At 67.1% G+C, this 23372-nt stretch carries 20 protein-coding genes; 7 read left to right on the forward strand and 13 right to left on the reverse strand.

Annotation, left to right across the window (positions count from 1 at the left end; genetic code table 11):
* The first annotated feature begins 175 nt into the window (after positions 1-175).
* Entirely contained in the window at positions 176-313 is a 138-nt protein-coding gene (locus WMF14_RS40755) for a hypothetical protein (RefSeq protein WP_437795452.1), read from the forward strand.
* 362 nt (positions 314-675) lie between these two features.
* Here the strand turns inward: WMF14_RS40755 and WMF14_RS40760 are convergent, their stop codons facing one another.
* Both WMF14_RS40760 and WMF14_RS40765 read right to left on the reverse strand, forming a co-directional pair.
* Entirely contained in the window at positions 676-1200 is a 525-nt protein-coding gene (locus WMF14_RS40760; protein WP_437795455.1) for an SRPBCC family protein, read from the reverse strand.
* A complete protein-coding gene (locus WMF14_RS40765) occupies positions 1187-1543 on the reverse strand; it encodes an ArsR/SmtB family transcription factor (RefSeq protein ID WP_272102523.1) in 357 nt (118 codons plus the stop codon). Before WMF14_RS40765 ends, WMF14_RS40760 begins: the two co-directional genes overlap by 14 nt.
* A 386-nt stretch (positions 1544-1929) precedes the next feature.
* Between WMF14_RS40765 and WMF14_RS40770 the strand changes: the two genes are divergently transcribed.
* The gene (locus tag WMF14_RS40770) at positions 1930-2079 is read left to right on the forward strand and encodes a hypothetical protein (RefSeq protein WP_437795458.1); all 150 of its coding nucleotides are present in this window, start codon (positions 1930-1932) and stop codon (positions 2077-2079) included.
* A gap of 252 nt (positions 2080-2331) precedes the next feature.
* Here WMF14_RS40770 and WMF14_RS40775 read toward each other — a convergent pair whose 3' ends face one another.
* Positions 2332-3666 carry a DUF4041 domain-containing protein gene (locus WMF14_RS40775; RefSeq protein ID WP_437795461.1) on the reverse strand — a complete coding sequence of 445 codons (1335 nt, stop codon included), beginning with the start codon at positions 3664-3666 and terminating at the stop codon, positions 2332-2334.
* Between the two features lie 261 nt (positions 3667-3927).
* Here WMF14_RS40775 and WMF14_RS40780 point away from each other — a divergent pair, with 261 nt between their 5' ends.
* On the forward strand, positions 3928-4269 hold the full coding sequence (locus WMF14_RS40780) for a hypothetical protein (protein ID WP_437795464.1): 342 nt from the start codon (positions 3928-3930) through the stop codon (positions 4267-4269).
* A 1271-nt stretch (positions 4270-5540) separates the two neighbouring features.
* Here the strand turns inward: WMF14_RS40780 and WMF14_RS40785 are convergent.
* The 7 genes from WMF14_RS40785 to WMF14_RS40815 all read right to left on the reverse strand — a co-directional run bounded on the left by WMF14_RS40785 (position 5541) and on the right by WMF14_RS40815 (position 14371).
* Complete coding sequence (locus WMF14_RS40785; protein ID WP_437795467.1) at positions 5541-6854, reverse strand: nucleotide-binding domain-containing protein; 1314 nt, start codon at positions 6852-6854, stop codon at positions 5541-5543.
* Between the two features lie 141 nt (positions 6855-6995).
* Positions 6996-7574: a Pycsar system effector family protein gene (locus WMF14_RS40790; RefSeq protein WP_437795469.1), complete on the reverse strand. Its 579-nt coding sequence runs from the start codon at positions 7572-7574 to the stop codon at positions 6996-6998.
* 664 nt (positions 7575-8238) lie between these two features.
* Entirely contained in the window at positions 8239-8469 is a 231-nt protein-coding gene (locus WMF14_RS40795) for a DUF2188 domain-containing protein (RefSeq protein ID WP_437795472.1), read from the reverse strand.
* Positions 8470-8488: 19 nt separating this feature from the next.
* Positions 8489-8842, reverse strand: coding sequence for a DUF3892 domain-containing protein (locus WMF14_RS40800; protein ID WP_437795475.1), 354 nt, complete (start codon positions 8840-8842; stop codon positions 8489-8491).
* A 695-nt stretch (positions 8843-9537) separates the two neighbouring features.
* Positions 9538-12933 carry a UvrD-helicase domain-containing protein gene (locus WMF14_RS40805; protein WP_437795478.1) on the reverse strand — a complete coding sequence of 1132 codons (3396 nt, stop codon included), beginning with the start codon at positions 12931-12933 and terminating at the stop codon, positions 9538-9540.
* Positions 12930-13583, reverse strand: a complete 654-nt coding sequence (locus WMF14_RS40810) for a hypothetical protein (protein ID WP_437795480.1) — start codon at positions 13581-13583, stop codon at positions 12930-12932. Before WMF14_RS40810 ends, WMF14_RS40805 begins: the two co-directional genes overlap by 4 nt.
* A complete protein-coding gene (locus WMF14_RS40815) occupies positions 13580-14371 on the reverse strand; it encodes a hypothetical protein (RefSeq protein WP_437795483.1) in 792 nt (263 codons plus the stop codon). The genes WMF14_RS40810 and WMF14_RS40815 overlap by 4 nt, the downstream gene beginning before the upstream one ends.
* Positions 14372-14773: 402 nt before the next feature.
* On the opposite strand from WMF14_RS40815, the gene WMF14_RS40820 reads away from it, so the two are divergent.
* Positions 14774-15529, forward strand: coding sequence for a sigma 54-interacting transcriptional regulator (locus WMF14_RS40820; protein WP_437804389.1), 756 nt, complete (start codon positions 14774-14776; stop codon positions 15527-15529).
* 234 nt (positions 15530-15763) lie between these two features.
* Here WMF14_RS40820 and WMF14_RS40825 read toward each other — a convergent pair whose 3' ends face one another.
* From WMF14_RS40825 to WMF14_RS40835, 3 genes are all read right to left on the reverse strand, one after another.
* Positions 15764-16348, reverse strand: a complete 585-nt coding sequence (locus tag WMF14_RS40825; protein WP_437795486.1) for a sigma-70 family RNA polymerase sigma factor — start codon at positions 16346-16348, stop codon at positions 15764-15766.
* A 193-nt stretch (positions 16349-16541) separates the two neighbouring features.
* Positions 16542-17438 carry a helix-turn-helix transcriptional regulator gene (locus WMF14_RS40830; protein WP_437795489.1) on the reverse strand — a complete coding sequence of 299 codons (897 nt, stop codon included), beginning with the start codon at positions 17436-17438 and terminating at the stop codon, positions 16542-16544.
* A gap of 120 nt (positions 17439-17558) precedes the next feature.
* Complete coding sequence (locus WMF14_RS40835; protein ID WP_437795492.1) at positions 17559-18689, reverse strand: RNA polymerase sigma factor; 1131 nt, start codon at positions 18687-18689, stop codon at positions 17559-17561.
* Between the two features lie 346 nt (positions 18690-19035).
* On the opposite strand from WMF14_RS40835, the gene WMF14_RS40840 reads away from it, so the two are divergent.
* The 3 genes from WMF14_RS40840 to WMF14_RS40850 are packed head-to-tail and all read left to right on the forward strand — an operon-like array spanning position 19036 to position 23263.
* A complete protein-coding gene (locus WMF14_RS40840) occupies positions 19036-20037 on the forward strand; it encodes a hypothetical protein (protein ID WP_437804391.1) in 1002 nt (333 codons plus the stop codon).
* A 20-nt stretch (positions 20038-20057) separates the two neighbouring features.
* Positions 20058-21683 carry a hypothetical protein gene (locus WMF14_RS40845; RefSeq protein WP_437804393.1) on the forward strand — a complete coding sequence of 542 codons (1626 nt, stop codon included), beginning with the start codon at positions 20058-20060 and terminating at the stop codon, positions 21681-21683.
* 38 nt (positions 21684-21721) lie between these two features.
* Positions 21722-23263 (forward strand): hypothetical protein, encoded by a 1542-nt coding sequence (locus WMF14_RS40850; RefSeq protein WP_437795495.1) that lies wholly within the window; start codon positions 21722-21724, stop codon positions 23261-23263.
* Positions 23264-23372: the final 109 nt, after the last annotated feature.

Here is a 23372-nt window from a genome sequence, read left to right on the forward strand (position 1 = left end):
CGGCCTTTCCGGTCTCCTGCGCCTCGGCGCTGAACAGGGCGGCGGCGAGCCGATCCGAGACGTTGCCGTCTGCCGGCGTGTCGCTCCAGGACGGGCCGAACTCGCCGACGAATACCTTCGAGGGGCCGAGCCCGGCCGCGATCGCGGCGGCGCGGGCCGCTGCGATCTTCGCCGTGTGGTCTCTCCGGTGTCGGCGACCATGGCCGCCACCGAGGCGTCGATCGCCTCCACGCTGCTCGTGTCGACCACGAGGTCGTTCAAGGTGACGTCGCCCGCGGACAGGCTGTCGCCCTGGAGCACGTGCACGCGGTAGCCCGCGGGGTTCCCGTACGGGGGCGGATCGAGCGTGGTCGAGGAGGTGTTGCATCCGGTGAGGGCGACGAGGACTGCGGCGAGCGCGGTGCGGGTCATGAGGGCCTCCGGCGCGGAGCAGTGGTGACTCTGCGATACATAGGAAGTAGGGTGAGCCGCGACTTCGAGATGGAGGGAGAGTCGTTCGGTTCCGAGCAGGTTTGCTGAGGGACTGAAGGACCAAAGACCAAGCCCCCTCAGAGAACTTGCCATCAAGTCCGAGAGGGCTCGCTCCGGGTGTCGAAGACCGGAGAAGACGCACTGCGCAGCGCCGAGGAGGACCGCGCTCGTCGCGCTCCCCGGCGCCCCTCCCGCGCGATGGCTTCAGGACGATCGCGCCGTCGTACCAAGCGTGACGAGAAGCTCATCGAGCTGCTCGAACGTCTCGCCCATCCCGCTGTACGCGCCCGAGGCCAGGGCGGCGTCGCGCGCTTGCTTCGATCGATAGAGCTCGTGCAGCACCTGCAGCGTCTTGCCGCCTTTTTCCTCGAGGGTCACGGTCGTGACCGCGCCATCGTCGCCCGCTTCGTCGTTCGTCCACACGATGCGCGAATGCGGTGTCACTTCGAGGTACGTGCCGAAGAACGCCATCGGCTGCGCGGCATCGTGACCAAAGACCAGGCGGTAGCTGCCGCCGGCGCGAATGTCCGCTTCGTAGGAAAGTAGAGGCACCGGCATCGACTTCGGTATCCACCACCGCCTGAACAGCTCCGGCGTGGTCCACGCCTGGAACACGATGCGCGCCGGAGCATCGAAGGTCCGTGTGACGACGATCTCGCGATCGGACTTCGGTTCCACCGTCGTGCGATTGCTCGTCAACTGGGGCTCACTCTCTTTATTTGCGTCCATCGACGTTCTCCTTTCGTTTCAGCTCCTCGATGACCTTGTCCAGCTCGTCGAAGCGTGCGGCCCAGAGCTGGCGGTACCTCTCGATCCACGCCGTCTCTTCGTCGAGCTGGCGCGGACCGAGCTTGCAGGTACGCACGCGGCCGACCTTCTCGGTGGTGACGAGCCCGGCCCGCTCGAGGACGCCGACGTGCTTCTTCATGCCCGTGAGGGTCATGTGAAACTTCTCGGCGAGGTCCGTGATCGAAGCGTCGGCTCGTCCGAGCTGCTCCAGAACGCCGCGCCGGGTCGCGTCCGAAAGCGCGGCGAAGGAAGCATCGAGGCGGACACTCGAATACTGAACCATGTGGTTCAGTATCTAACGCGCGAGTCGGCGTCGTGCAAGAGGAGATCGAGCGCGTGCTCCGTCGCGAGCCGACTTTGGCTCAGAAATTTGCGACCATTTGCAGTGACAGCGGAATGCGGCTCGGCGGTTGGGCCCGGGTTGGGTCCATGCCCTCCGAGGGGGTGCGATCCGTCGTCACGCCCCCCCGAAATCCCGCTGAAAGCAACGTATCGCGACGGTTCGACACCGCACCGGAATCCTGGCGGGACAATTCCGCAGGGGCGAACCGTTGCGATCCGTCGCTTCCCTGGGGATTTGGGGAGGGCGTGGCGACGGATCGTACCCCCCCGGGGGGCATGGGCCCAACCCGGGCCCAAGGGCCAAGCCCCGGGCTTGGGGAGCTCGCCGTGACCGATCCGTCGCCTCGGGCGGCGGTGGTCGCCTCGCTCGTCAGCACCCTGAGCCGCGCCGTCACCCTCGGGGATGAGGTGGGGGCCCGGGTCGTTCACGAGGCGATCGGTCGGCTGCTCGGGCTGCCGGTGGCACCGGAGGGGTGAGCAGGCCTGGGCCGAACGTCGAGCCCGCCCGGTCGCGTCGACTCGCTGTCGGAGCCTTGCCGCTCGCCAGGGCTCTGCTGAGATCGCTCGCGCGCAGTGGTTGCGTGTCGAAGCGCCCCGGAGGTCTCCGGCAACGCGCTGTCGGTAAGCAGTAGGCCTGTGCCGGGGGGCAAGCGCGAAGGCATGCGCGGGCGATCAACCTCTCGCCGCGATGATGCCTGACGACGCCGCTGGCCCTGACACGCGTCGGTGTCAGGCGGTGGCCTCTGCGAGATCGCGCTCGAACGCCGGCGAGGCTTCCGCCTTCGCTTGCGCCTCAAGCCAGGCGGCTTCGTCGAAGGTTTTATTCGCCATCGCACGCTCAATCGCCTGCGTCTCTCGGAACTCCCGCGCTTCTGCCGCTAGCGTCCACGTTACCTCCAGCGACATCTGCCCGATCTCCTGGCGGATGTCGTGGAGCGGCACACGGAAGAACTCCTTGCGGGGGTTCACCTTGTTCACCTGGTTGCGGACAAAACGCTGATGGATCGCCCGTTCGAGGGCTGGAGCATCCTGGCTAGAGATCATCGCATGCACGTCGAACTCGAACGGCACGCTCGCATCGCCCAGCTCACGGACTCGGTCCAGGGGCTCGAGCCGCCGCGTCATCCCGATCTTGTAGACGTGCTCTCCGAACGAACCGACGTTCGAGATGATGTAGACGTGCCCGGCCTTCGTCTGCTGCGCCATCGAGACGGCGCGCTGGTTTTTCTCCTCCGCCGCGCGGAGCCGCTCGGAGAGTTCGAGGAGCTTCTGCTCGTACTTGGCGCGCTCTTCGCCGTTCGCCTTCTCCACGTCACGACGTGCCTTTTCCATCGCCTTCCTGAGCGTTTCCTCCTCCTTCTCGGCCTCCTTCTTCGCCCTCTCAAACTCGCGCTGGGCTCGCTCTTCCTCCCGGATTCGCTCCTTGATCTGCCGCTGCTCCTCGCGCTCCTTCAGCTTTAGCTCCTGCGCGATCACGGCCCATCGAAGCTCTTCGAGCCGCGTGTCGAGGTACTCGGGCAGGATCCGCGCCTCGCGGAAGGCGCGCCCGTTCTGGTTCACCAGCATGAACGCATCTCGGATCTTCTGCTGCAAGGTCCCGAAGTTGTCGTGCCGAACATCGGCGAGAATCGTGTCGACCTTGCCGTTGAACGCATCGAGCACGAAGGCGATGGCCGTCGTGCGCCGGTTCGCCTCCACGTACTCGCACGTCGCCGCCGCGCCGCGACTGATCATGTCGCGGCACTTGCCGCGCGCCGCCTTGAGGCGCTGTCCTGCCTCGGCGAAACCGAACTCCTCGGCGAGCTCGTCCAGGAGACCCGCCGTCGGCATGACGTAGCGATCGCCGTAGCCCTCCATCACGTTCTTCATCGCCTGCGCGGTCTGCTCGAGGCGCTTCGCTTCCCGTTGTGCGGTGAGCGCAGCGCCGGCGATCTCCTCGGCGCGCCGGTTCGCGTTGTCCACGATACGCGCCGCGTCGGCAGAAGCCTGGCCCAGCGTCGCTTGAACCGAGGTGCGCGCCGCCGCCTGGGCGGCCTGCGCCTCTGCCGCGACCTGCGCCTTCAAGGCGTCGGCCGCAGCGTGCGCCTGCGCGTGCGTCGCGCGCGCGTCGGTGAGGAGGTGCTCAGCCTCCCGTCGAGCGCCGCTGGCGAGCTCCGCCGCAGCGGCCTCCGCGCGCGCCCTGCGCTGCGCTGCCCACGTCTCGATTTGCGCCTTCAACGCGTTGGCCGCGGCGAGCGCTTGGGCCTCCGTAGTGCGCGCGTCGGCGAGGAGGCGATCGGCCTCCCGTCGAGCGCCGCTGGCGAGCTCCGCCGCAGCGGCCTCCGCGTGCGCCCTGAGCTGCGCTGCCCACGTCTCGGTCTGCGCCTTCAACGCGTTGGCCGCGGCGAGCGCTTGGGCCTCCGTGGTGCGCGCGTCGGCGAGAAGGCGATCGGCCTCCCGTCGAGCGCCGCTGGCGAGCTCCGCCGCAGCGGCCTCCGCGTGCGCCCTGAGCTGCGCTGCCCACGTCTCGGCTTGCGCTCGCACTCCGGCGGCGGCGGCTTCGGCGTCGACGATCGTCTGATAGCGGCTCAGACGCTGAAGTTGCTCCTGCAGGCTCGCGACGTGCTGGCAAAGACCTCCGTTCGTATCGAGCGCCCGCTTGAGCTCGCTGCTTACCTGCTGGCGTGAGCTCTCCATTTGCCGGAGCGAGTCCGCCGTTTGCCGGAGCGAGCCCTCCGCTTGCCGGAGCGAGCCCTCCGCTTGCCGGAGCGAGACGCCGGTCTTGTGTTCCTTGAACGCGAAGAACGCCGCGATCGCGAGTGAGACCACGAAAAGGACGATGAGAGCGAGCTCCACGATGCTCCTCCTGCGGACGGCAGCACGCCGCGCTTCCAGAGTACGCGACCGTCGTGTCGCGCGTCCGGGCACGAATCTGATGGCGGCTCATCTTTGTCGATCGCGGGAGCATCCCTCAACACTCCTCACGACATCAGGGCCATCCCATGTGGCGCCAGCACGCACGACGCCCTACGCCGGCGCCAGCGTGAACCCCCCGCGGCCCGAGTCGGCCAGCATGGCGACGAAGGGCCGTCCTACCGCGACCGTGGCGGGCGCCGGCCGCCATCGTGCTGTCGGCGCCTGCGGCTCATCCGACGCGATGGCCATCACGTGTTGATGGCCCCGCGCGCCGGAGATGTTCATCGCTCTGTCTGTGGGGGGTACCCGCGCAGACCGGTGATGGCCATCGCCCTCCTCGACCTCGCCCGCGCAGACCGGTGATGGCCATCAGCCAGCGGGCACGCGACGCCATCAATCAGCCTGAGCGTCAACAAGCGTGAGGCCAGTGACGCTGGCGTGCGGAGACGGCGCCCTGGCAAGTCGTGCGGGTCTGCGGCGATCGATGGCGCAGAGGCCGCGCCGCCGCGGCAACGCCGGCGAGCGGCGCCTACGCCCAGCGCGGCGTCGCCGAACGCTACCCGTGGTGCAGAGGAGGCTTCGAAGCGCCCACGCGGCCGGCGTGTCCCGCGCCGTCCACGGGCTGGCAGCGAGCCGCGGCAGGGCATCGGTGTTCTCGAGGGTCTGCGTCCAGGACTTCGGAGCGATCTCGAGACCCGATCGCGCGGCCAGCTCGGCAGCAGGCTCAGCACGTCGCGCGGGTAGGCCCAGGGGTCGAGCTGGTGTAAGACGCGGGAGGCGATCAGCGACACGACGGTGGCGTTCCACTCCGCCCCGTCGTCGCTGCCCACAAAATCCAGTCATTTCGACCGAGTGCGAAGACCCGATCACTCTGCCCATGTCGACCTGCGTCGCGAGGTGCACTATCGGTGGCATCCATAATGTGGCGAGCGGGTTCAGGTGGCCTACCGTGAGCACAGTCAAGGCGAACTCGTCGCCGTCTGCGCGCCCCGTGGGGGCATCTCGGTGCCTAGCTTCGCTGGTGGTCCACACCTCGAAGCCACCTATTCGACCCAGATTCCCAAGCGACTCGCGAGGACCCGCTTGCCCTGAGAGCTGACCATGATGTTCAAGTAGTGGAGTCCCCGATAGAGCGTGCTCTCCCAATGGACACACCTGAGGTCGCCGTTCCTCGTCTTCTCTTGTCGGTCCGAGTGATCGCCGTTGTTTTCCACCCTACCAGCCTCGGTACCATGGTTTTCTACACGAAAGTCGATAGCGATCGGGAGGCGGAGTTGGCATGGAATTTGGACATCGAACATCAATTGCCTTCTTTTCGGCAGCATGCGGGCGGACGGCTGGTACGTATGAGAGATAGATGCGTCCGAATGCACGTCAACGACACCTATGTTGACTCGAAGCTGCTCCCCGCTCAGACCCACCAAGGTCGGCGCTGCGCTCGCAAGCTTTGTAGTCGCAAGATAGGCCTCCCATTTTAGCAGGTACTTCCGATAATTGACAGGCATGCCATCTGCGCCGAGGTAGTTCGGCAGAACGTAGGGCTCCTCTCGCGTTTCACCGTTCTTGACGACGGTCTTCTTCTCCAGCAGGAGATCGGGCACATCCAGCAGGCTCCGCAGCGAGTGCCCAATCATAATCTGGTTTCGCCCCGCGGCGTGCTGTAGCTTCGAGGCGACGTCCACGTGGAACGAGGTTGCCGTAACCTCTTCCATGCCCGGATAGCCATATGGGCCCCACAGCACCTTCTCTTTAGGACCGTAGTCCACACCGACGCGAATACCGAGTTGATCGTTCGCCATCTCTGGCAACTGAGAATCCACAAGGTGGACGAAGAGCGCGCGCAATGTAGCTGCGCAGTTAAGGGCGTCGATGGCACCATTCTCAACAGACTGCCCCCTGCTACCAAAGTACGCCATTACCGCATCGCCCATGATCCGATGCACGTGACCATCAAAAGACTTGATGATGTCGATGGCGGCCCGGATCACTGCGTTCTTGATTCGAAACACCTTCTCTGGATCGTAGATCAGGCCTAGTCGTGTAGACCCCTCCATGTCCATGAACAGCGTCGTGATTGGCGAATATTCGGTCGTGCGGGGCGCCCTGAGATGCTCGAAGTCAGGGTGATCCCCGATGCTTGGCTCAACGGGGGAGCCCTTGCCGAACAGGGGGCGCAGCGCCTCTTGAATCTCATAATGGCGCGCGAGCACACCGAAGCCATCTTTAGATTCGTCGAGAACCACTCCGGGCGCCGACCCGAAGCTATTTCTCGCACGCGCAGTCTTGAGGACCACGTGGCTATCGTTTTCGCCGTAGTAGCGGTCGTAAGCCTTGTTGACGGCCTTCAGGATAGTCATTCCTCACCCATGCCAGAGATTCGTCGAGTTAGCTCCGTCACTCACCTGGTGTATTCGGAGCGCATCGCGCGGGATGTATTCAAAACATTTGTTGATCAAGCTTTGTGGTTCCGCATTTGATCTCAAGCTATCGCCATGTCGTCATGGGTTTGGCGGCGGCTTCATGCTAATGCCGAATTGCATCTTGCTTGTGTCGACCGCCGCCTTGGCGGAGGCTGATTTTGCGTTCGCCACTGCAAAAAGAAGTGCCACTACGAACGCGGCCAGAAGGGCGACGCGCAACGCGCGCATCGCTCGCTCAACGGATTCATACTTGGCCATCGCGATTTTGGCGAGAGCGTGGTTGTGAAAGGAGTAGTTTCTCGCAATGGATTCCGGCGTGAGCGCGAGTACTGAGCTCGCATAATATTCAGGTTGCATCTTGACGATATCAGGAAACGAATGAAGCGATTGATTCGCGTTGCTCGTTCTAGGCAACAATGCTGCAACTGTGTACCACAGCGTCATCGTTACAGAAACTAGGATGGCCCCTGCGGCAATCGCGCCCAGCACAAATGCGCCCCAGGCAGCTGTGTACGCGGTTGAAAGCATGCGTTCCGAAGTTGCGGATACCACGGCTCCTACGAGGGTCATGAATACCAGGATTGCCCCGGCCTTTGCGTCTGCAAACTTGATATATTCAGTGAGATAGGCGTTGGTTTTGCTGGAAAAATCCGCCACGTGTATGGTATTTTCACTCATAGTTTCTCTGACAGCTCAAGCGCCCTGTGGGAAGATACCTTAGCCGACGGCTACCCCGCCTTGTCGAGGTGACCAGCGCAGGCGTGTGCGGGCTCCACGCCAGACCAGGCGCGAGCGAGCCCTCGACGATCTTTCGCGCGGGCGTGCCGCGATAGCGCTCGCGTGCCTCATCGCCCCGTCAGATACCGCCATGGCCACCACCCTCTGCGAGGCCAGCGGAGATCCCATCCCACCTCAGGAGGGGTATGCCTTCCGTTGCCACTACCTCCCGTGCCTCCGGCAGGGAAAGTGCCCGGTCGGCTACGCTCCCGGCGAGCGAATCCTGGGTCGTTCCGTTGCGGCTGTGCGTAGGTGCCCGGAAACCCTGCCTGCCACGAGGGATGCCTGCAGCGAGGCATCACGCCTCCCCGGTGTCGCCCAGCCGCCATCATGCCCCGGTCCGCCAGGTCAGGGTGGACAGTCCGCAGTCATAGTAGGCGAGTTCCATCACGAGGCCGGAGGCAACGGGCATCCGCGGGTGGGCCGGAGAGGAACCTCGGGGGGCATATGCCGGTGGGGAATCTCGGGCGGCGGCCGCTGCGGAGTTTTCACGGGGATCGCGGGTCGGGGCGGCACGATGCCAGGGCGTTGCGGCTGCATCTGCCTACCTCTTGTCCTTGGGCGGGTTCGGGTCGTTGCCGTAGCTGTTCTTCTCGCCGATCGTGCCGTCCTTCCGGTGGATGACGTGCTCGGAATGATTGTCCTGAGCGATTTCCTTACCGCGCTGCACAGCGGTCTCCTTCCGATGATGTCGGCTGACAACCTCACCACCGACCTGGTTGACCCAGCCCTCTCCCTGCGGATTAGGCGTCGTATGAACATTCTTCTTCGCCATATTAATGCCTCCGATTACGTCAACAGTCCGGCAGGTCGAGGAGATTGCTACGCGTCGTGCTGTCGCGATCGGTCCGCAGGTACTTGCCCGGCGAACCGTTCTCCACGCGGACTGCGGTCCGCCCGTCTCCCGGCCAGAGCACGTAGTACATGTGGACCTTGTTCTCGATGTCGGCGATAACGTCCGCCTTCGACCGGGGCAACCACAGCTCTCCTGCGTTGAAGAGTTTCGTAATTTCGCCATCTCTGCTCTTCCCGGTCGCAACAAACCTTCGCGCAGCCATCAAATTTCTCGTCGAAGTGGACGTGTTGCATCGGCGCGGGACGCCTCCAGAAGAGGCTCGTCGCACCCTTTCTTGTCGGTGTCCCGTCATCTCACAGGACCAATCGAGTCGGCGTACCAGAGTCGGAAACGAAATCGACGCTGGCGTCTCGATTCGCCCAGCGGGCTACGGCGCGGGGCAGATCGAGTAGTAGGCGCAGTTCGGGCACCGGCGCTCGTCGGCGGTCGCCGGGAAGTGGCCTGCCGCGATGTCGCGCATCGCCTCATCGTACGCGGCGAGCGCCTTGGAACTCGCCGCTGCGCCCGTTACAGAAATTTTTCCTCGCAGTGGATGCGCTGCATCGGCGCGGGACGCCTCCAGAAGAGGCTCGTCGCCCCCTTCCTTGTCGGTGTCCCGTCGTCTCGCAGGACCAATCGAGCCGACGTGCCAGAGTCGGAAACGAAATCGACGCTGGCGTCTCGATTCGCCCAGCGGGCTACGGCGCGGGGCAGATCGAGTAGCAGGCGCAGTTCGGGCACCGGCGCTCGTCGGCGGTCGCCGGGAAGTGGCCTGCCGCGATGTCGCGCATCGCCTCATCGTACGCGGCGAGCGCCTTGGAGCTCGCCGCTGCGTCCGTTGCGGAAATTTCTCCCCGCAGTGGATGCGCTGCATCGGCGCGGGACGCCTCTAGAAGAGGCTCGTCGCCCCCTTCCTTCTCGGTGTCCCGTCGTCTCGCAGGACCAATCGAGCCGACGTGCCAGAGTCGGAAACGAAATCGTCGCTGGCGTCTCGATTCGCCCCGCGGGCTACGGCGCGGGACAGATGAAGTAGTAGGCGCAGTTCGGGCACCGGCGCTCGTCGGCGGTCGCCGGGAAGTGGCCTGCCGCGATGTCGCGCATCGCGTCATCGTACGCGGCGAGCGCCTTGGTGCTCGCCGCTGCGCCCGTTGTCGCCTCGATCGACTCGCCGGTAGACAGGGAGACGATCCGAACCCGCCGGCGTGATGGTGGGCCACCGGCGCCTTCGCCCACCCGCAGCAGCGCATAGACCGGCTTCTCGCCCTCGCGTTTGCTCACGCGGCCGGTGCGGAAGCGCACAACCTCCTCCTCCCCACTCGCGAGTCGCCCAATGTGATCGGGGATGAACACGATCCGTCCATGTTGGAGCTCGACCTGCTGCGAACGCGGCGGAGCGGCGATCCCGCCGCTCAACACCGTTGCCAGCATCTGCGCGACCATTCGCTCTGCCTGCTCGCGGTAGAAGGCCGCGTGAACGTGCGCATCTAGACCGCGCTCCTGCCAGACTTCGGACAGACGCACCAGCGCGCTGGAGAGATCCGTTGGCGCGTCCGTCTCGCCTCGATGCCGCAGCCAGTGGAGCACATCGAACACGCTCTGGTGGAACCGCATGTATGCCGACTTCGTGCGCCCTTCGAGCAAGAGGACGTGACGATAGAAGTACTCGCGCGGACATGCGATGTAGACTTCGAGGTCTTCGGCGCGGTGGACGATGCGTTCGCCGGGTGGAGGTGCCGGTGGGGCGGGCTGCTCCGCCGTGACTGCGGCGAGGGTCCATGTGGGCGCGCTCGATGCTGGCCGCGACAGATGCGGAGTGATGAGCCCCAGCAGTGACGATGCGTTGCTCTTCACTTCGCCGTAGCGCTCCGCGCGAGAGAGGCACAAGGTATCTCGCGCACGAGATAGGCCGACGAAGAACAGGCATTCCTCCTCCTCGTCGTGCACGTCGACGATGCCGTGTTCCAACATCCCGTCTGGTGGTGGGCAGGCGGGTGACCTGCGTCGTGCGGGGAACTGTCCCTGTCCGAGGTATGGTAAGTACACCGCGCGGAATTCGAGGCCCTTGCTTGCGTGCACAGTTAAGAGCCGCACAGCATCGAGATGAGCGGCATCCTCGGGGATCTCGCGCAGCGCCTTCTCGTCGCCTAACGCCTCGAGCCGCCGCACGTGCTCAAGGAACGCGCGCTTGGGGTCCTCCGTTGGAAGCCGCTTCCTGCGCCTTGCCTCATAGGCGAACTGCAGCAACTGGTAAATCGCGAGCCCCCGCTGCTGCCCCGTAAGCGAGCCACCATCCAGCGCGGATGCGAGATACCGGCTCCGCACGAACAGGTACTCGGAGAGCAGGCTCCATGGCGTAGTGCCAAAGTGGATGCCGTCGAGTTGGCTCGCCACGAGCGTCAGCTTCCTTCGTCCTTCCTCCGAAAGCCCGACGGCCTGAGCCGCGAGCCGTAGCGCCTCCGGAAACCGGCACTTCTCGTTGCGCGCGAACGCGAGGAGCGCCTGGACGTCGCTCGGTGTGACATCGTACTCGGGGAACCGGCCGACGCGGTGAAGCGCGGCGCCCGAGGGCTCGCATGCGAGCGCGATGACGCAGAGCAGGTCGCGAACCTCCGGCCGCTCGAAGACATTGCCCAGATAAAAGACCGGCACGCCAGCCGTCTCGAGGCGGGCGGCAACGCGTGCGAGTTGCGTGTGCGACCGACACAATACGGCCTGGTCGCGGTACCGGACCCCCGATGCATGCTGGTGTCGGATCTCCGCGGCTATCCCCACGCACTCCGCGTCGAGGTTCGTCGCGATCTCCATGCGAACCGCGCCGCGCGCATCCTCGCGCTTGCAATGCCACGTGCTGAACGCCGCTTGCTTGCGAGAAGTACGCATGCGGGGGGCCAGTTCGGATATGGCGGCGACGACGGCCGGCTGCGAGCGGTAGTTTGTCTCAAGCGCGAGCGTTGTCGCACCTGGGAGATCGCGCGCGAAGAGCGCCATGTTTGCGGGGGCCGCCCCGCGGAAGCGGTAGATCGCCTGACGGGAGTCGCCGACGACCCAAAGTCCGCGGCCGTCATGGGCAAGCTCGCGCAGTAGGAGGCTGCTAGCGCGGTTAATGTCCTGGTACTCGTCGACGAGCACGTGCTCGTACCGGGCGCGCACGTCGCGCGCGACGTGGGTATGTTCCCGCAGGAGGTCGATGCTCCGGCCAATCAGATCGCCATAGTCCACAGCACCTCGACTCCTGAGATGCTCCTCATAGACCGCGTAGACGTGCGCCACCTCCATCGCCTTCGCCGCCTGTACATGTTCTTCGTCGGTCGTAGCTCGCGCATCCATCCCGCGGGTGAGCTCACCATACGCTTGAGGCCCGACGTGCTCGTCCTTGGCCCGCGAGATCGCACTGAGGATGTCTCGCAGCTGGATCGTCGGTTCGTAGAGGTTCTGGTAATAATCGAGTTTCAGCTCCGGGAGGGCCCCCTCGAGCAGCGCGAGGGCGTCGGTCGGATCCAGCACCGCAAAGTGTGGTGATAGGCCAACGTGCTGCCCATACTTGCGTAGCAGCTCAAGGCCGAAGGCGTGGAACGTCCCCATCCAGATGTCCGGGGCCACCGCCGGCGCGGTTCGCGCGACGCGCTGGCGCATTTCCTCCGCGGCACGGTTCGAGAAAGTCAGGGCAAGGATCGAGGTAGCGGCGCAGCCCGACGCGAGGAGGTGCTCGATGCGCGCGGTGAGAGTGCGGGTTTTCCCGGTGCCGGGACCGGCGTCGACCAACAGCGGTCCACGCTCTGCACAGGCGGCGCGCTTTTGACTTGGGTCCAGGTTGGGGCGCGCCTCGGTCTCCTCCTGTGTCGTTGGACCTAAGCCCTCCGGAATCAGCAATGCCCTCGCCAGGTGATGAAGCACCAGCCCCTCTGGCAGGCCCATTCGCCGCGCGATCACGCGGGCGTCCTCGCCCCCCTTGAACCATCGCCGAAGGAACGGCGCCGGGAGCAGAAACTCACCCGCGAAGACGTTCGCGCGTCGCTCGCGCCGCTCGCGCGGCCCGTAGCCCTCGACGCGATGCACGCCGACGGCCGGAGCGCTCGCACCAGCATCTGCGGCAAGATCGCTCGCATCGCACGCGCCCTGGCGGTCATCGAGCCAAAGGTGCGCGAACTCGTGGGCCTGGTAATAGAGTGCGAGGCCAGGGTCGATGTCGTTGCGGAACCAGATCGCCCCAGTCTCGGTATCGAGCGCGGCATCTCCGCCGTCGAGAAGCGGATCCGAGCTTGGGACGCCGAAGCACGGGACGTCCATCAGCGCGGAGGCCGCGGCGATGAGGGCCGCCGCCGATGGGTTGCCCTCCGCCGCGGTGAGCGCCTTGGCGTGCCACTCGCGAGCCCGTCGGCGGATCTCCCCCCAGCCTCCAGTCACGGCAACGGCTTCCCGCCGGGCGACAACGAGAGCCAGCGGGCGCGGTGTTCGTCGGTGAGAGCCAGGTCTGAGCGGACTGCGCCGAAGAAGTCCTCCCGGTCAGCAATGGCTGGCTTCCCCGCCGCCCGATGGAATGCACCCGCCGCGAACGTTGGCGGCTGCGCGAAGTAAAGCGCGACCGCGTCCGCCGAGCGCGCGAGAGTCACCGCGATGGCTTGGATCAACTCGCGCGGGATCGACGCGTGGTCGAGTAGTCGTCGATTCAGCTTTGCGAGCAGCGTGACGCTCAAGCCGAGCTTGGCCGCGAGGTCGGCTGTCGAGATGCCCCGCGCTTTCGCCTCGACGAGTAGACTTTCGATCGGTGGCCGGGTGACGGCGGCCAAGTCCTTCTCCTGCTCGCCGCGGAGCACGCCTGCGACAACCGTCATACCTCGTTGTACGAACGTCGCGGTGTCGATCGGAGCTGCGCTCGGGTTGGCGGGGAGCCTCGCCGCGAGCCTCCAGCTCGTGACAAAGTCACGGATGGCCTCGGCGTGCTCGGGAAAACGCCGACCCCACTCCCGAGCCGAGTCCAGGTCGGGTTCCTCCACAGCCACGAGATACGTGTCGAGCACGTCCTCGAGCGCCGGTCGCTCATTGGCCTTGCTCATGACTTTCCTCTCCGCCACCGAGCGAGATCCGCCTCGGCCTGGTCCAGCCAGTTCCTGATGGTGCGCGGCGACACCCCGAAGAATCGACTGATGGTCGCCGTCTCAGGGTCGTCGCTCTCGATCGGCATATCGCGCATCGCATGAAGAGCGAACGCCATGCGATGGTCGTCATTCCCGATCGCCTGTAGCCCGTTCTGCGCATCCTTGAAAAAGTGCACGGCATCCTCGGGCCACTGACGTGGGTCGAACGACGCGTTCCGTGAATTCGCCCACTCAGGCTCGGCGTCGTGCTCCGTCTCGGCGTCGTGCTCCGCGCGCCGATGCCGCTCGATCGTGAGGACGCACTGCCTGAACGCAGACGTACCAAGGCGCTTGAGCGCGAGGCCGAAGCGGACCTGGTAGAAATCGCCACGGTCGTCGTCGAGCGCGAAGATGCGCGCCGAGAGCTGCTCGAGCACCGTGCGAATCGCCTCGTCGCGCACGTCCTGCGGCAACGAGCCCAGGGTGCTGAGGAGCACTCCCCTGCAGCGCTCAACGAGCACGTTCGACAGCTTCGTCGCGACCGACCAGTCCCGCACGCGCCGTCGTTCGCGGATCAGGTACACCAGCGTCTCATCGCTTAGGCCGTCGGTCGAAGCGAGCAACTCTTCGGACTCAAGGCCCAGCACGGTCTCGATCTCGCGCTGGACCGCTGGGGAGCGCTGGTACAACCGTCCCTCGGCGTTGCACCGGGTGAGCGGCCGCACGGCAGGGGCGTCCCCCACATCTGGTTGCTGAAGTTTCGTCAAGGCGGGAAGCCCTCCTAGTTCGTCCGCACTCCCGGCTGATAATCGGGGGAGCGCGAGCGAGTCGGAAGCAAAATCGACGGAGGCCGCAGAAGATCTATCCAGAAATTCCCAGGCGTTACCCGCCAGCCGCGTGCCCACACCCCAGAACGAGTCGGCCGCCTGTGGGAGCGTGCGCGCCGTTCCCTGAGCCGCCGGTAGCCCTAGGTGCTCGAAAACCCGCCGCGCCCTCGTTCTAGCGCGGCGCGTCAGGCTCCGCTAGAGCGCCCGGTGCAGGCCGAGCCGCTCGTTGTCCTGAGCTGGAACGGCGAGCTTGGGTCCTGCGAGGCCGACGGCGAGCCCATCATTGCGAGCCACACGATATGCGTCGTCTTCGACACTTCGGCGAAGGTCGCGCTGTCCCCGATCCCGCTACTCCTTCAGGGGGAAATGAGAACGGGCAAGGGGGCCGTCGCATGGGCGATCCACGAGCAGGGGCCGTGGCGCCCGCAGCAGATGGTGTGCGTCAACAGCGGAGCCTTCCCGCAGAAGCTCATCCGGAACAGGCTCCTCCGGCAGGTTCCCCTCGCCGACCCGCTGACCCACGTCGCCCAGCAGGATCGGGGGGTCGTCCTTCCAACGGCGGGGTCGCGGCACGCGCCCTACGGGAACCTCTCTGGTTGGGAGCCGACACCGGCGAGCGTTTCGCCCAAACCCGTGCCCAGCGCTCAGCCGACCCCAGGGGCGCCGACCTCGCAGCGCGCTAGTCGGGGCCCGGCGAGCCCGTCCAGGTGCCGGCGTGAGGAGTGCGCTCGCCTCCGAATCGCACCGGGTCGAAGCAGAGCGCGCCAGGGCCGCCACGCGCCCGCGCACGCGCCGCCCAGGGCTCTTGGGCTCGCGGTCGGGGCTCGAGTTCCCCCGAGAGCGCCGCTGCGCCCTCCGCGCTCTCAAGCGCACGCCCGGCGCACCCCGCACCCGCTCGACGCAGCGCCCGCCACTGCCTCGACCCCGTGCTCCGTGCCGCGTTCCGCGCCCGACGCGAGCGCTCCGTCGCGAACTCGCACCAGTTCCGACCGCTCCGTCGACCCCAGGGATGCAGAACTCGCAGCGCGGATAGGCGCTTTCCCGCCCTGCGCGGGAGAACTTGGGGAACCAATGCGCGATGCCGAACCGTCCCTTTGATCGCAATTGGGGGAGCACGTAACCACCGCCGATTGCGCCTCCTCGGACGGGATGGCCCCAGCGCGGACCCAACCTGCGAGCCCCGGGATCGGAGAGCTCGCGCCGAACGACCCGTCGCCTCGGGCCGGCGTCGTCGCCTCGCTTGCCAGCCCCCTGAGCCACGCCGTTACGCACCACACCGCCCCCTCCCTTGTCGGCGGTTCGGCCCGGTCGTCAGTAGGGTACAGCTATACGTTAGGATGCCTTCGTTGATGCTCCTTGCGGCCCCACTCTCCCGGCGAAGTCCTCCATGGTTACCCGAAGCCCCATGATGTCGCGCAGTGCACCGAGGGCCCTTGTGCGTCGCTTGTAGAGCGTAGAGAGAGGTAGCCCCGCGTCTTCTGCCACCTGGGCCATCGGGATCCCATCCAGATCGTGTGCCACGAGAACAAATCGCAGCTGCGGATCGAGTTCTTTCACCGCGTTGATGGTGCCCGATCTGATGCTGTCGTAATCCATCGCAACAGCGGCATCCGGTGCTGGATCGGCTACATCGATAAGCTCGACGAGCTCCTCCCTGCGGTGCTGCATACGCTCGCGATAGTGCGAGACAACATGTACGGTGATCGCGTTCAACCAGCGTTCAGGCCTGCCCCGCTTCGGATCGAACCTGGGCCAGCTCTCCCAGGCGTTGAGCCAGATTTGGCCTGCGACGTCGGCACAATGGCACAGTGGGACCCCCAGCCTCCGCAGCCAGCGCAGCACGGCGCGGACCACGGCCGGGCAAAACAGGCGCGCGTGCGCGGCGGCTCGCTCGTCTTCATTCGACGGATGACTCATGGTTTTACCCTCCCCCTCGGGCAAACGCCCGTAATCTGATGATGCTGCGTGTCCGCACTCGTGCGGCACCGGTTCGCGCTCTTCCCCGTCCACTACCAAAGGAAGACGTCAGCCGTAGCTGCTCAGTTCCCGTAGCGCCAGCATGCTCGCCAGCAGGCTCCTGATGGCGTGTAGCTGCGAAGCGCGGCGGCGCTCATCCATGGCTCCCTACTCCCGGAAGGGTCGTGTTCAGCGGAGAGCGCTCTGCGTCCTCCCAGTCGGACGCGTTGGCGGAACTCGTCCCCGCTTCGTCACGCTGTAGCGGGAAGCTCGTCAGGGTGGCAGCACGACGGGCGAGCTCTTCCCCCGCGACGGCACGGACAGGGCGCGGCGACCGAAGCCGCGGCTGTGGAGGCGGCGGGAGCTTCGCCCGCGGGCTCCTGGCGACAAGCTCGGGAGACGGCACCACGGGCGGAGGAACGTCGAGTGCGCGGGGAGGTACCGTCGGCGCAGTCGGCGGCGCCGAACTCGGGGCCGGCGACGACGCCGGATGCGCCGAGCTCTCGCGCCTGGTGCCGGGCTCGCGCACCTGGATCACCACGGTCTCCTCTGCGTCCGTCCGGTAATCGTCGTGCAGCCGCCACAGGCGCTCCCAGTACCACGCCGGCGCGCCGGTGAAGGACTCCAGCTGCCGGGCAAGGCCGGGCGTCATGGGGAGGTCGCTCCTCAGCAACCGCTCCACCTCCCTTGGTTCCAACCCCGTGCTCTCGCCCAGCTTTCTCCTCCACGAAGGCATCGTCGCGCAGAACGACTCCAGGACCCTCCCCGGCCGGGGAGCGGGGCGCGCTCGGGCGTCTGTCAGCTCTGCGAGCGCCGCGTCGACGTGACAGTCCAGAAGGCGCCGATATCGGTCGCGCTCCCCCACGGCCTGCTCCTTCGCATCGGTGAGGGCCGCCTCCTCGTCATCGTGCGCGTGCTCGCGCGCCTCGCGAAGCCCGCGCTCTCGTCCCAGCGCTTCGCGCGCGGTGACCGCGAAGCCGATCGCGACGCACGCGATCATCGCGAGCCCGAGCGGCGACACGAGCCACATCGCACCCAGCATGTCTTCCATGAACTTTCGCCTCCTGGACGTGAGCGTTCTTGTCCGACACAACGCGGATCTCGGCCTTGCGCTGCGCGAAAGCAGCACCGCTATCCCCGTCTGCCTAGCTGTTGATGGGTAGCCGACGATTCAGCGAAGCTGCCTGAGCAGCGCTTCGCGCTCCGCGGCGAGCCGCCCTCGCGGGAACTGCCGCGCGTGGGCCTCGAGCAGCCGCCGAGCCTCGACGTCGGCCATGACGTCGTTGGCCTCGATGGCCCTCCGCGCCTGGTTGACCAGGCTCCTCTCGACCTCGTCGGCGGTCGGTCGAACAGCGCTCGCCGGAGGCGCGGCCCGGTGACTTCTCGTCTTCGCGTTCGAGGGAGCGGGCGTGCCGGTCGCCATCGCTTCGCCACGCGCGCTTCCGTGTTCCGTCCGCGAAGAGATCTCGTGCGCGGTCGCCGCGGCGGGCGCCGCCGCGCCGGGCATCCCGTCTCCACCGGCAGGCCCCGCGGCGCTCTGGGCGCCATCTCGCGCGGGGGGCGCCACGGCGTCCTGCTCCGCGGGCGCGGTGGCAGGGGCGCGGACCGCCGCCGCCCTGATCCACGGTTCCAGGTCGGGCAAAGGCGGCACGGCGGAGACGAGCGCACCGGTCACCACGACGAGCGCGGCCTGAACGACGAGCCTCAGGCCCAGCCGGCGCAGCGAGGCCACCCACGACGCGCGACGGCCGAACCCCAGTGCAAGCGGCACGCAGATGCTCCCGTCCCTTCCCTGAGAGCGCTCCTGCGCCTGCCACCGTCCCCCCTGCACCTCGAGCTCCTTGTGCGCCCGCCGGTGTCGCGTCTTAACCGTGTCCAGCGGGAGCCCCTGCTCGGCGGCGATCTCGGCGAGCGGGACCTCCTCGAGGTCGTGCTTGATCACGAGATCCCGGTACTTGGGATCGAGTTGGTCGATCAGCTGCCGGGTGAACTCCTCCCGCTGCCGTCTGCGGAGCAGCTCTTCCGGCGTCGGGAGCTCATCTCGGATCTCACCCTCATCGAACGACGTGAGCACCTCGCCGCGGCAGCGCGCGTCACGGACGTGATTGCGCGCTTGGTTGACGGCGATCGTGACGCGGTACGGCCCCGGGTCGCCGCCCGGCTCGATCCGTTGGTCGGCGTCGAGCCCCCGCAGCAGCGCTTCCTGGGCGATATCCTCGGCGTTTCGCGCCGGTACACCGTGGCGCCTGGCCAGGCGCCGGAAGAGCTCGAAGCCGGTGGAGTCGGTCGCTGGCTTGGCCACGGTAAGCAGCACACGTGAGGTGGCCCCAAAGGTTCAGAAAAATGAATCGAGGAGCAACTTCGGTCGGACAATGTGCGGCCGTGTAGTCGCTTAGACTACGCTTGGCCATGCCTGACGGATGGTTGAACGCATTCCCTCATCCGACCGTCAATTCTCACCCAGGCCGCCGAGACGTGGCGGTTTCTGCCGGTTGACGCCAAGCAGCGGGCGTCGGTACCGTCGCGGCATGCGTTGCATTGCGCATTCGCTCTCGATTCTTCTTGCGTTCGGGGCCGCAACAGGGTTCCCGAACTCGTCCAGTGCGGACGATACCCATCCGAAGGCGGGACCGAGCGACGGGTCGGCGGTGAAGGAGCATGTTCGCCGTGGTCGGAGAGCGCGCAAGGCCGGGCAGTGGACCGAGGCAACCGCTGAATACAAGGCAGCTTTGGAGGCCGCAGACGCGGCGACCAGCACCGAGGTAGAGCGCGCGGAGCTCGCCGGCGAGCTCGGCCTTTGCGAGCTCGCGCTGCACAAGTACCGCGACGCGGCCGAGCACCTGGCCAGGAGCCTAGAACAGCGCGAAGTGTTGCCAGAAGCGCTCCAACAGCGATTCGAGGCAGGCCAGCGCAACGCAGCGCCGCACGTCGCGCGGCTCGTGCTCGGCGTCGATCCGCCCGACGCCGAGGTGCTCATCGACGGCAAGCGCATCGGCCGGACCGCGCGGACCTACACGCTGTTCTTGGAGCCGGGCCAACACATGGTGCGGGGCCGTGCACCGGGCTGTAAGGATGCGCTTCATTCCTTGCGCGCCGTGGCGGGCGCGGAGCACGAGTTCACGATGCCGTTGCTGTGTGCGGCGGCGAGCGGCACCAAGGAGGCGAGCAGCGCCAAGGGGACCGCGACCGCGACGGCGACTCCCGTGCGCGCTTTGCCCGCGCCGCGCGCGCAGGCCCCCAGCTCATGGGCCTCGTGGCCGGGCACGCTGCGTGTCGTGGGAATCTCGCTCGCGACGGGCACCGTATCGGCAGGCGCCATCCTCATGATCAGCGCCAGCAAGCTCGATCAGGATATGAGCGCGCGGCGTGACCAGCTCCAGAGCGACCCGAGATCGAGCTCGTCCATGTGCTGGCAAGCGCCAGATCGCTCGCCATGCGGCGAGCTGCGGCGCCTGCGCGACGCGCGCAACCTGTCCGACCGGGTGGGCATGGCCCTGGTCATCACGGGCGGTGTGATCGGCGCGGCCACCGCCGCGTCCTTCTTCACGGACTTCTCCTTCCTGGGACGCACGCCAGCGCAGGATCGGGTCCAGATATCGCCCGTCGTGACCGGGCACGAGACGGGCGTGAGCATCGAGGGGGTGTGGTGACCATGCCGGGTACCGAGGGGATGCGGCCACGAGAAGACCGAAGAGCGTTGGCCGCCGCCGTTGCTGTCGTGGTCGTTGCGTGGGGAGCGAGCAGCACGCTGCTAGCTTGCACTTCGTACCGTGACGATTGCTGGGAAGTGATGGAGTGCGCCCCTGCGCCTGAGCCGACCTTCTGTGATGGCGACCCAGCGACGACAATGGCGCTCGACGAGTGCGGGGTGTTCGTCAGCGAGCAGGGCGACGACAACAGCGCCGGAACGAAGGACGCTCCGGTGAAGACCCTTCAGCACGCGATCGGGCTCGCCGCGTACGGGCGAGGCCACGGTGAGGCAGCGACCCGGCGCGTGTACGCGTGCGGCGGGTCGTTCGAGGAGAAGATCACGCTTCCCTCGGGGGTCGATCTCTGGGGCGGGCGCCTGTGTGACGGCGGCGATTGGTCGTATGACGGGTCGTTCGGCGGGCCGAATCACCCGACGATCATCGCTCCGCCGGTGGGGACCCCGCTGAGGGTGATCGCGGATGACAAAGAGCACGCGACGTCAACGGTCTTCGGCGTGCGTGTCGAGGCGGCGGATGCGTCCGCGGACGATGGCAAGTCGTCGATCGCGATGATCATGAGCTCGGGGGCCAGGGCGCTCGTGCAGGAGAGCGTGATCGTCGCGGGCAACGGCAAGGACGGGGAGCCGGGGAAGGACGCGCCGAGCTTCCGCGCGAACGTCGGCGTGGTAGGGAACCACGGCGTGGACGCCTGCACCGCGGACTCCCCGACGGGCGCGCTGGAAGTCGTGACCGTGTGCGACGATGGCATCGAGTCCACTGGAGGCTATGGGGGCGACGGTGGGCTCGAGTCGGGGGGCGATGGCGCTCCGGGACAGCCGATGCCCGCGGAGAATCCAGAAGGCAACGGCCTTGGAGGCCCTGGCGCGGGGAGCGCCCGTTGCAGTGATGGCGCAAACGGGATGGGTGGCCTTGACGCCGGTCGCGCGGACGGTGCTGTTGGCGCAGGCTACCTCACCGAAGACGGCTGGATGGGAATCCGCGGTGATGATGGGAAGAAGAGCGGGGTCGGTCAAGGAGGTGGCGGCGGGGGCGGCAGCAGGTCGCGCGGCCCGATGGTGGCGTGTCCAGCTGGCCGCCCGCAGGGCGGTGCGGCTGGCGGTTCAGGCGGCGGCGGCGGCTGCGGTGGCCTTGGCGGCAAAGGCGGTGGTTATGGCGGGTCGAGCATCGGCGTTGTTGCGCTGCAGGGGAGCGCGGTGACGCTCGAGGCGACTCGCGTGATGACGGGCAACGGCGGCAACGGCGGGGTCGGCGGCACGGGCCAACCAGGCGGCGGGGGTTCACCAGGCGGCGACGGTGGACTGGGCGCTCCCGGCAGTCAGATGTGGCGCGCGTGCTCCGGCGGCTTTGGTGGCGACGGCGGTCGCGGGGGCGACGCCGGCGGCGGCCTCGGAGGATCCTCCTACGGCGTCGCTGCTCACAGCGCCTACGTGGGCATCGGGCCGGACGCCACTATACAGCTTGGAAGACCTGGCGATGGCGGTCTCGCAGGCAATGCAGCACCTGATGATGCGGTGGGGCAGGGGCAGGCGGGCGACTCCATGCCTTACCGTCAATTCGACGTGCCCAATCCCGTGCCGCCCCACTGATTGTCCCCTTCGCTACGACACGACATCGAGGCAGAACGATGCGAATTACAAGAGCGATCCATCTGTCCCCCGCGCTGCTGCTCGCGGTGGCCGGCTGCGGCACCGCGCCGGGCCCCAATGAGCCTGGCGGAGCGGCGTGCGACGGCACCTCGCCGTGTCAAGGCGAGCCGCCGCCGGAGTCGGTCTGCCTCGAGCGTCTCGCCGCCGATGTGTGGGAGGATGGATGCGGCGTGTTCGTGGGCGGCGTCTGGGGCAGCGGCGACGATGCGAACCCCGGCACGAAAGACAAGCCGGTGCGCACGTTGCAGCGCGGCGTGGAGCTCGCGCGTACGGGCCGGGGGCGCGTCTTCGCGTGCGCCGACGGGTTCTTCGGGCCTGTGACGCTCCCTTCCGGCGTGGATCTCATCGGCGGGTTCGGCTGCGTGAGCTGGAGGCGCCAGGCTGACACGCGCTCCCTGATTCAGATTTCGGATAAGCCAGATATCGTCCTGACCGTTGTACCGGCGAGCGATGGCGATAGGGGTGCCGCGGACGGGGTATCGACGATCGTCGACATGGCTTTGAGAGCGTGGGGCCCGATCACGATGCTTGTTCACTCCAACACTGCCGTGGAGCTCGTCCGGAGCGAGATCCGCACATACTACGGATACGCAGGCCACGATGGCGAGAAATGGGGCGGGCTAAATCAGTCAGCGGCCGGACCGGATGGTCTGTACGGCGGCGATGCGTGCTCGGCAGACACCGTCCCCGGCGGCCCGGCGGTGCTGAATCCGTGCGACGGCGGAATCCCGAGCGCCGGTGGCAAGGGAGGCGACGGGCTCGCCGAAGGCGCTGGAGATGGGGAGGACGGCGAGCCCGTCGTCAAGCCGGACCCCGGCCACGATGGGCAAGGAGGACTTGGCAACCGGGCAGACGGTGGTTGCAGCAGCGGCTTCACGGGGAAAAGCGGCATGTGGGGTGCCGTCGGCGCCGCGGGTCAGGGGATCGGGCGCATCACCGAGACAGGATGGGAGGCCGACTGGGCAGGCGACGGCGATAGGGGCATGCCGGGTCAAGGCGGCGGCGGGGGTGGTGGCCGTCGAGGCGGCCTCGCCGCGTGCGGCGTGGCCTCGAAAGGAGGCGCCGGCGGTGGCTCCGGCGGCGCCGGTGGCTGCGGCGGGCGAGGCGGTCGGGGGGGTGAGAACGGCCATCCGACGATCGGGATCGTGGCCCTCCACGCCAACCTGACGGTGCGCGACACCATGATCGAGACGCTGGCCGCGGGGCCGGGCGGCGACGGCGGGCCACCCGAGCAAGGGGGCAAAGGCGGTCGAGGCGCATCGGGCGGCGCCGTGGGGGACGGCACGTGGTCCTGTCAGGGTGGGAACGGCGGCCGAGGGGGTGAGGGCGGCTACGGCGGCCCCGGGCGTGGCGGCGACTCGATCGGCATCGCCTACCTCGACGAGGACCAGCTTACGCTGGAGGGCGTGACCTACGAGCTGGGACCGCCGGGAAAGGGCGGCGTGAGCTGGGACTGGTCTGGCGAAGAGATCCGGGGGGAGGACGGCACCCGGGTCGAGACGCTGCGTTTCCCTGAATAAGATCACGACACTTCAGGCGACCCCTGTAGTGACAGGGCGCCGACGGTGGCACGCTCGGAGCTCCACGAGGGCGCCCGCGGGCCTGCTGGTGGCGACGTGGACAGCCGCG

The sequence above is a fragment of the Sorangium sp. So ce693 genome, from assembly GCF_051521375.1.
Lineage (GTDB): Bacteria > Myxococcota_A > Polyangia > Polyangiales > Polyangiaceae > Sorangium > Sorangium atrum.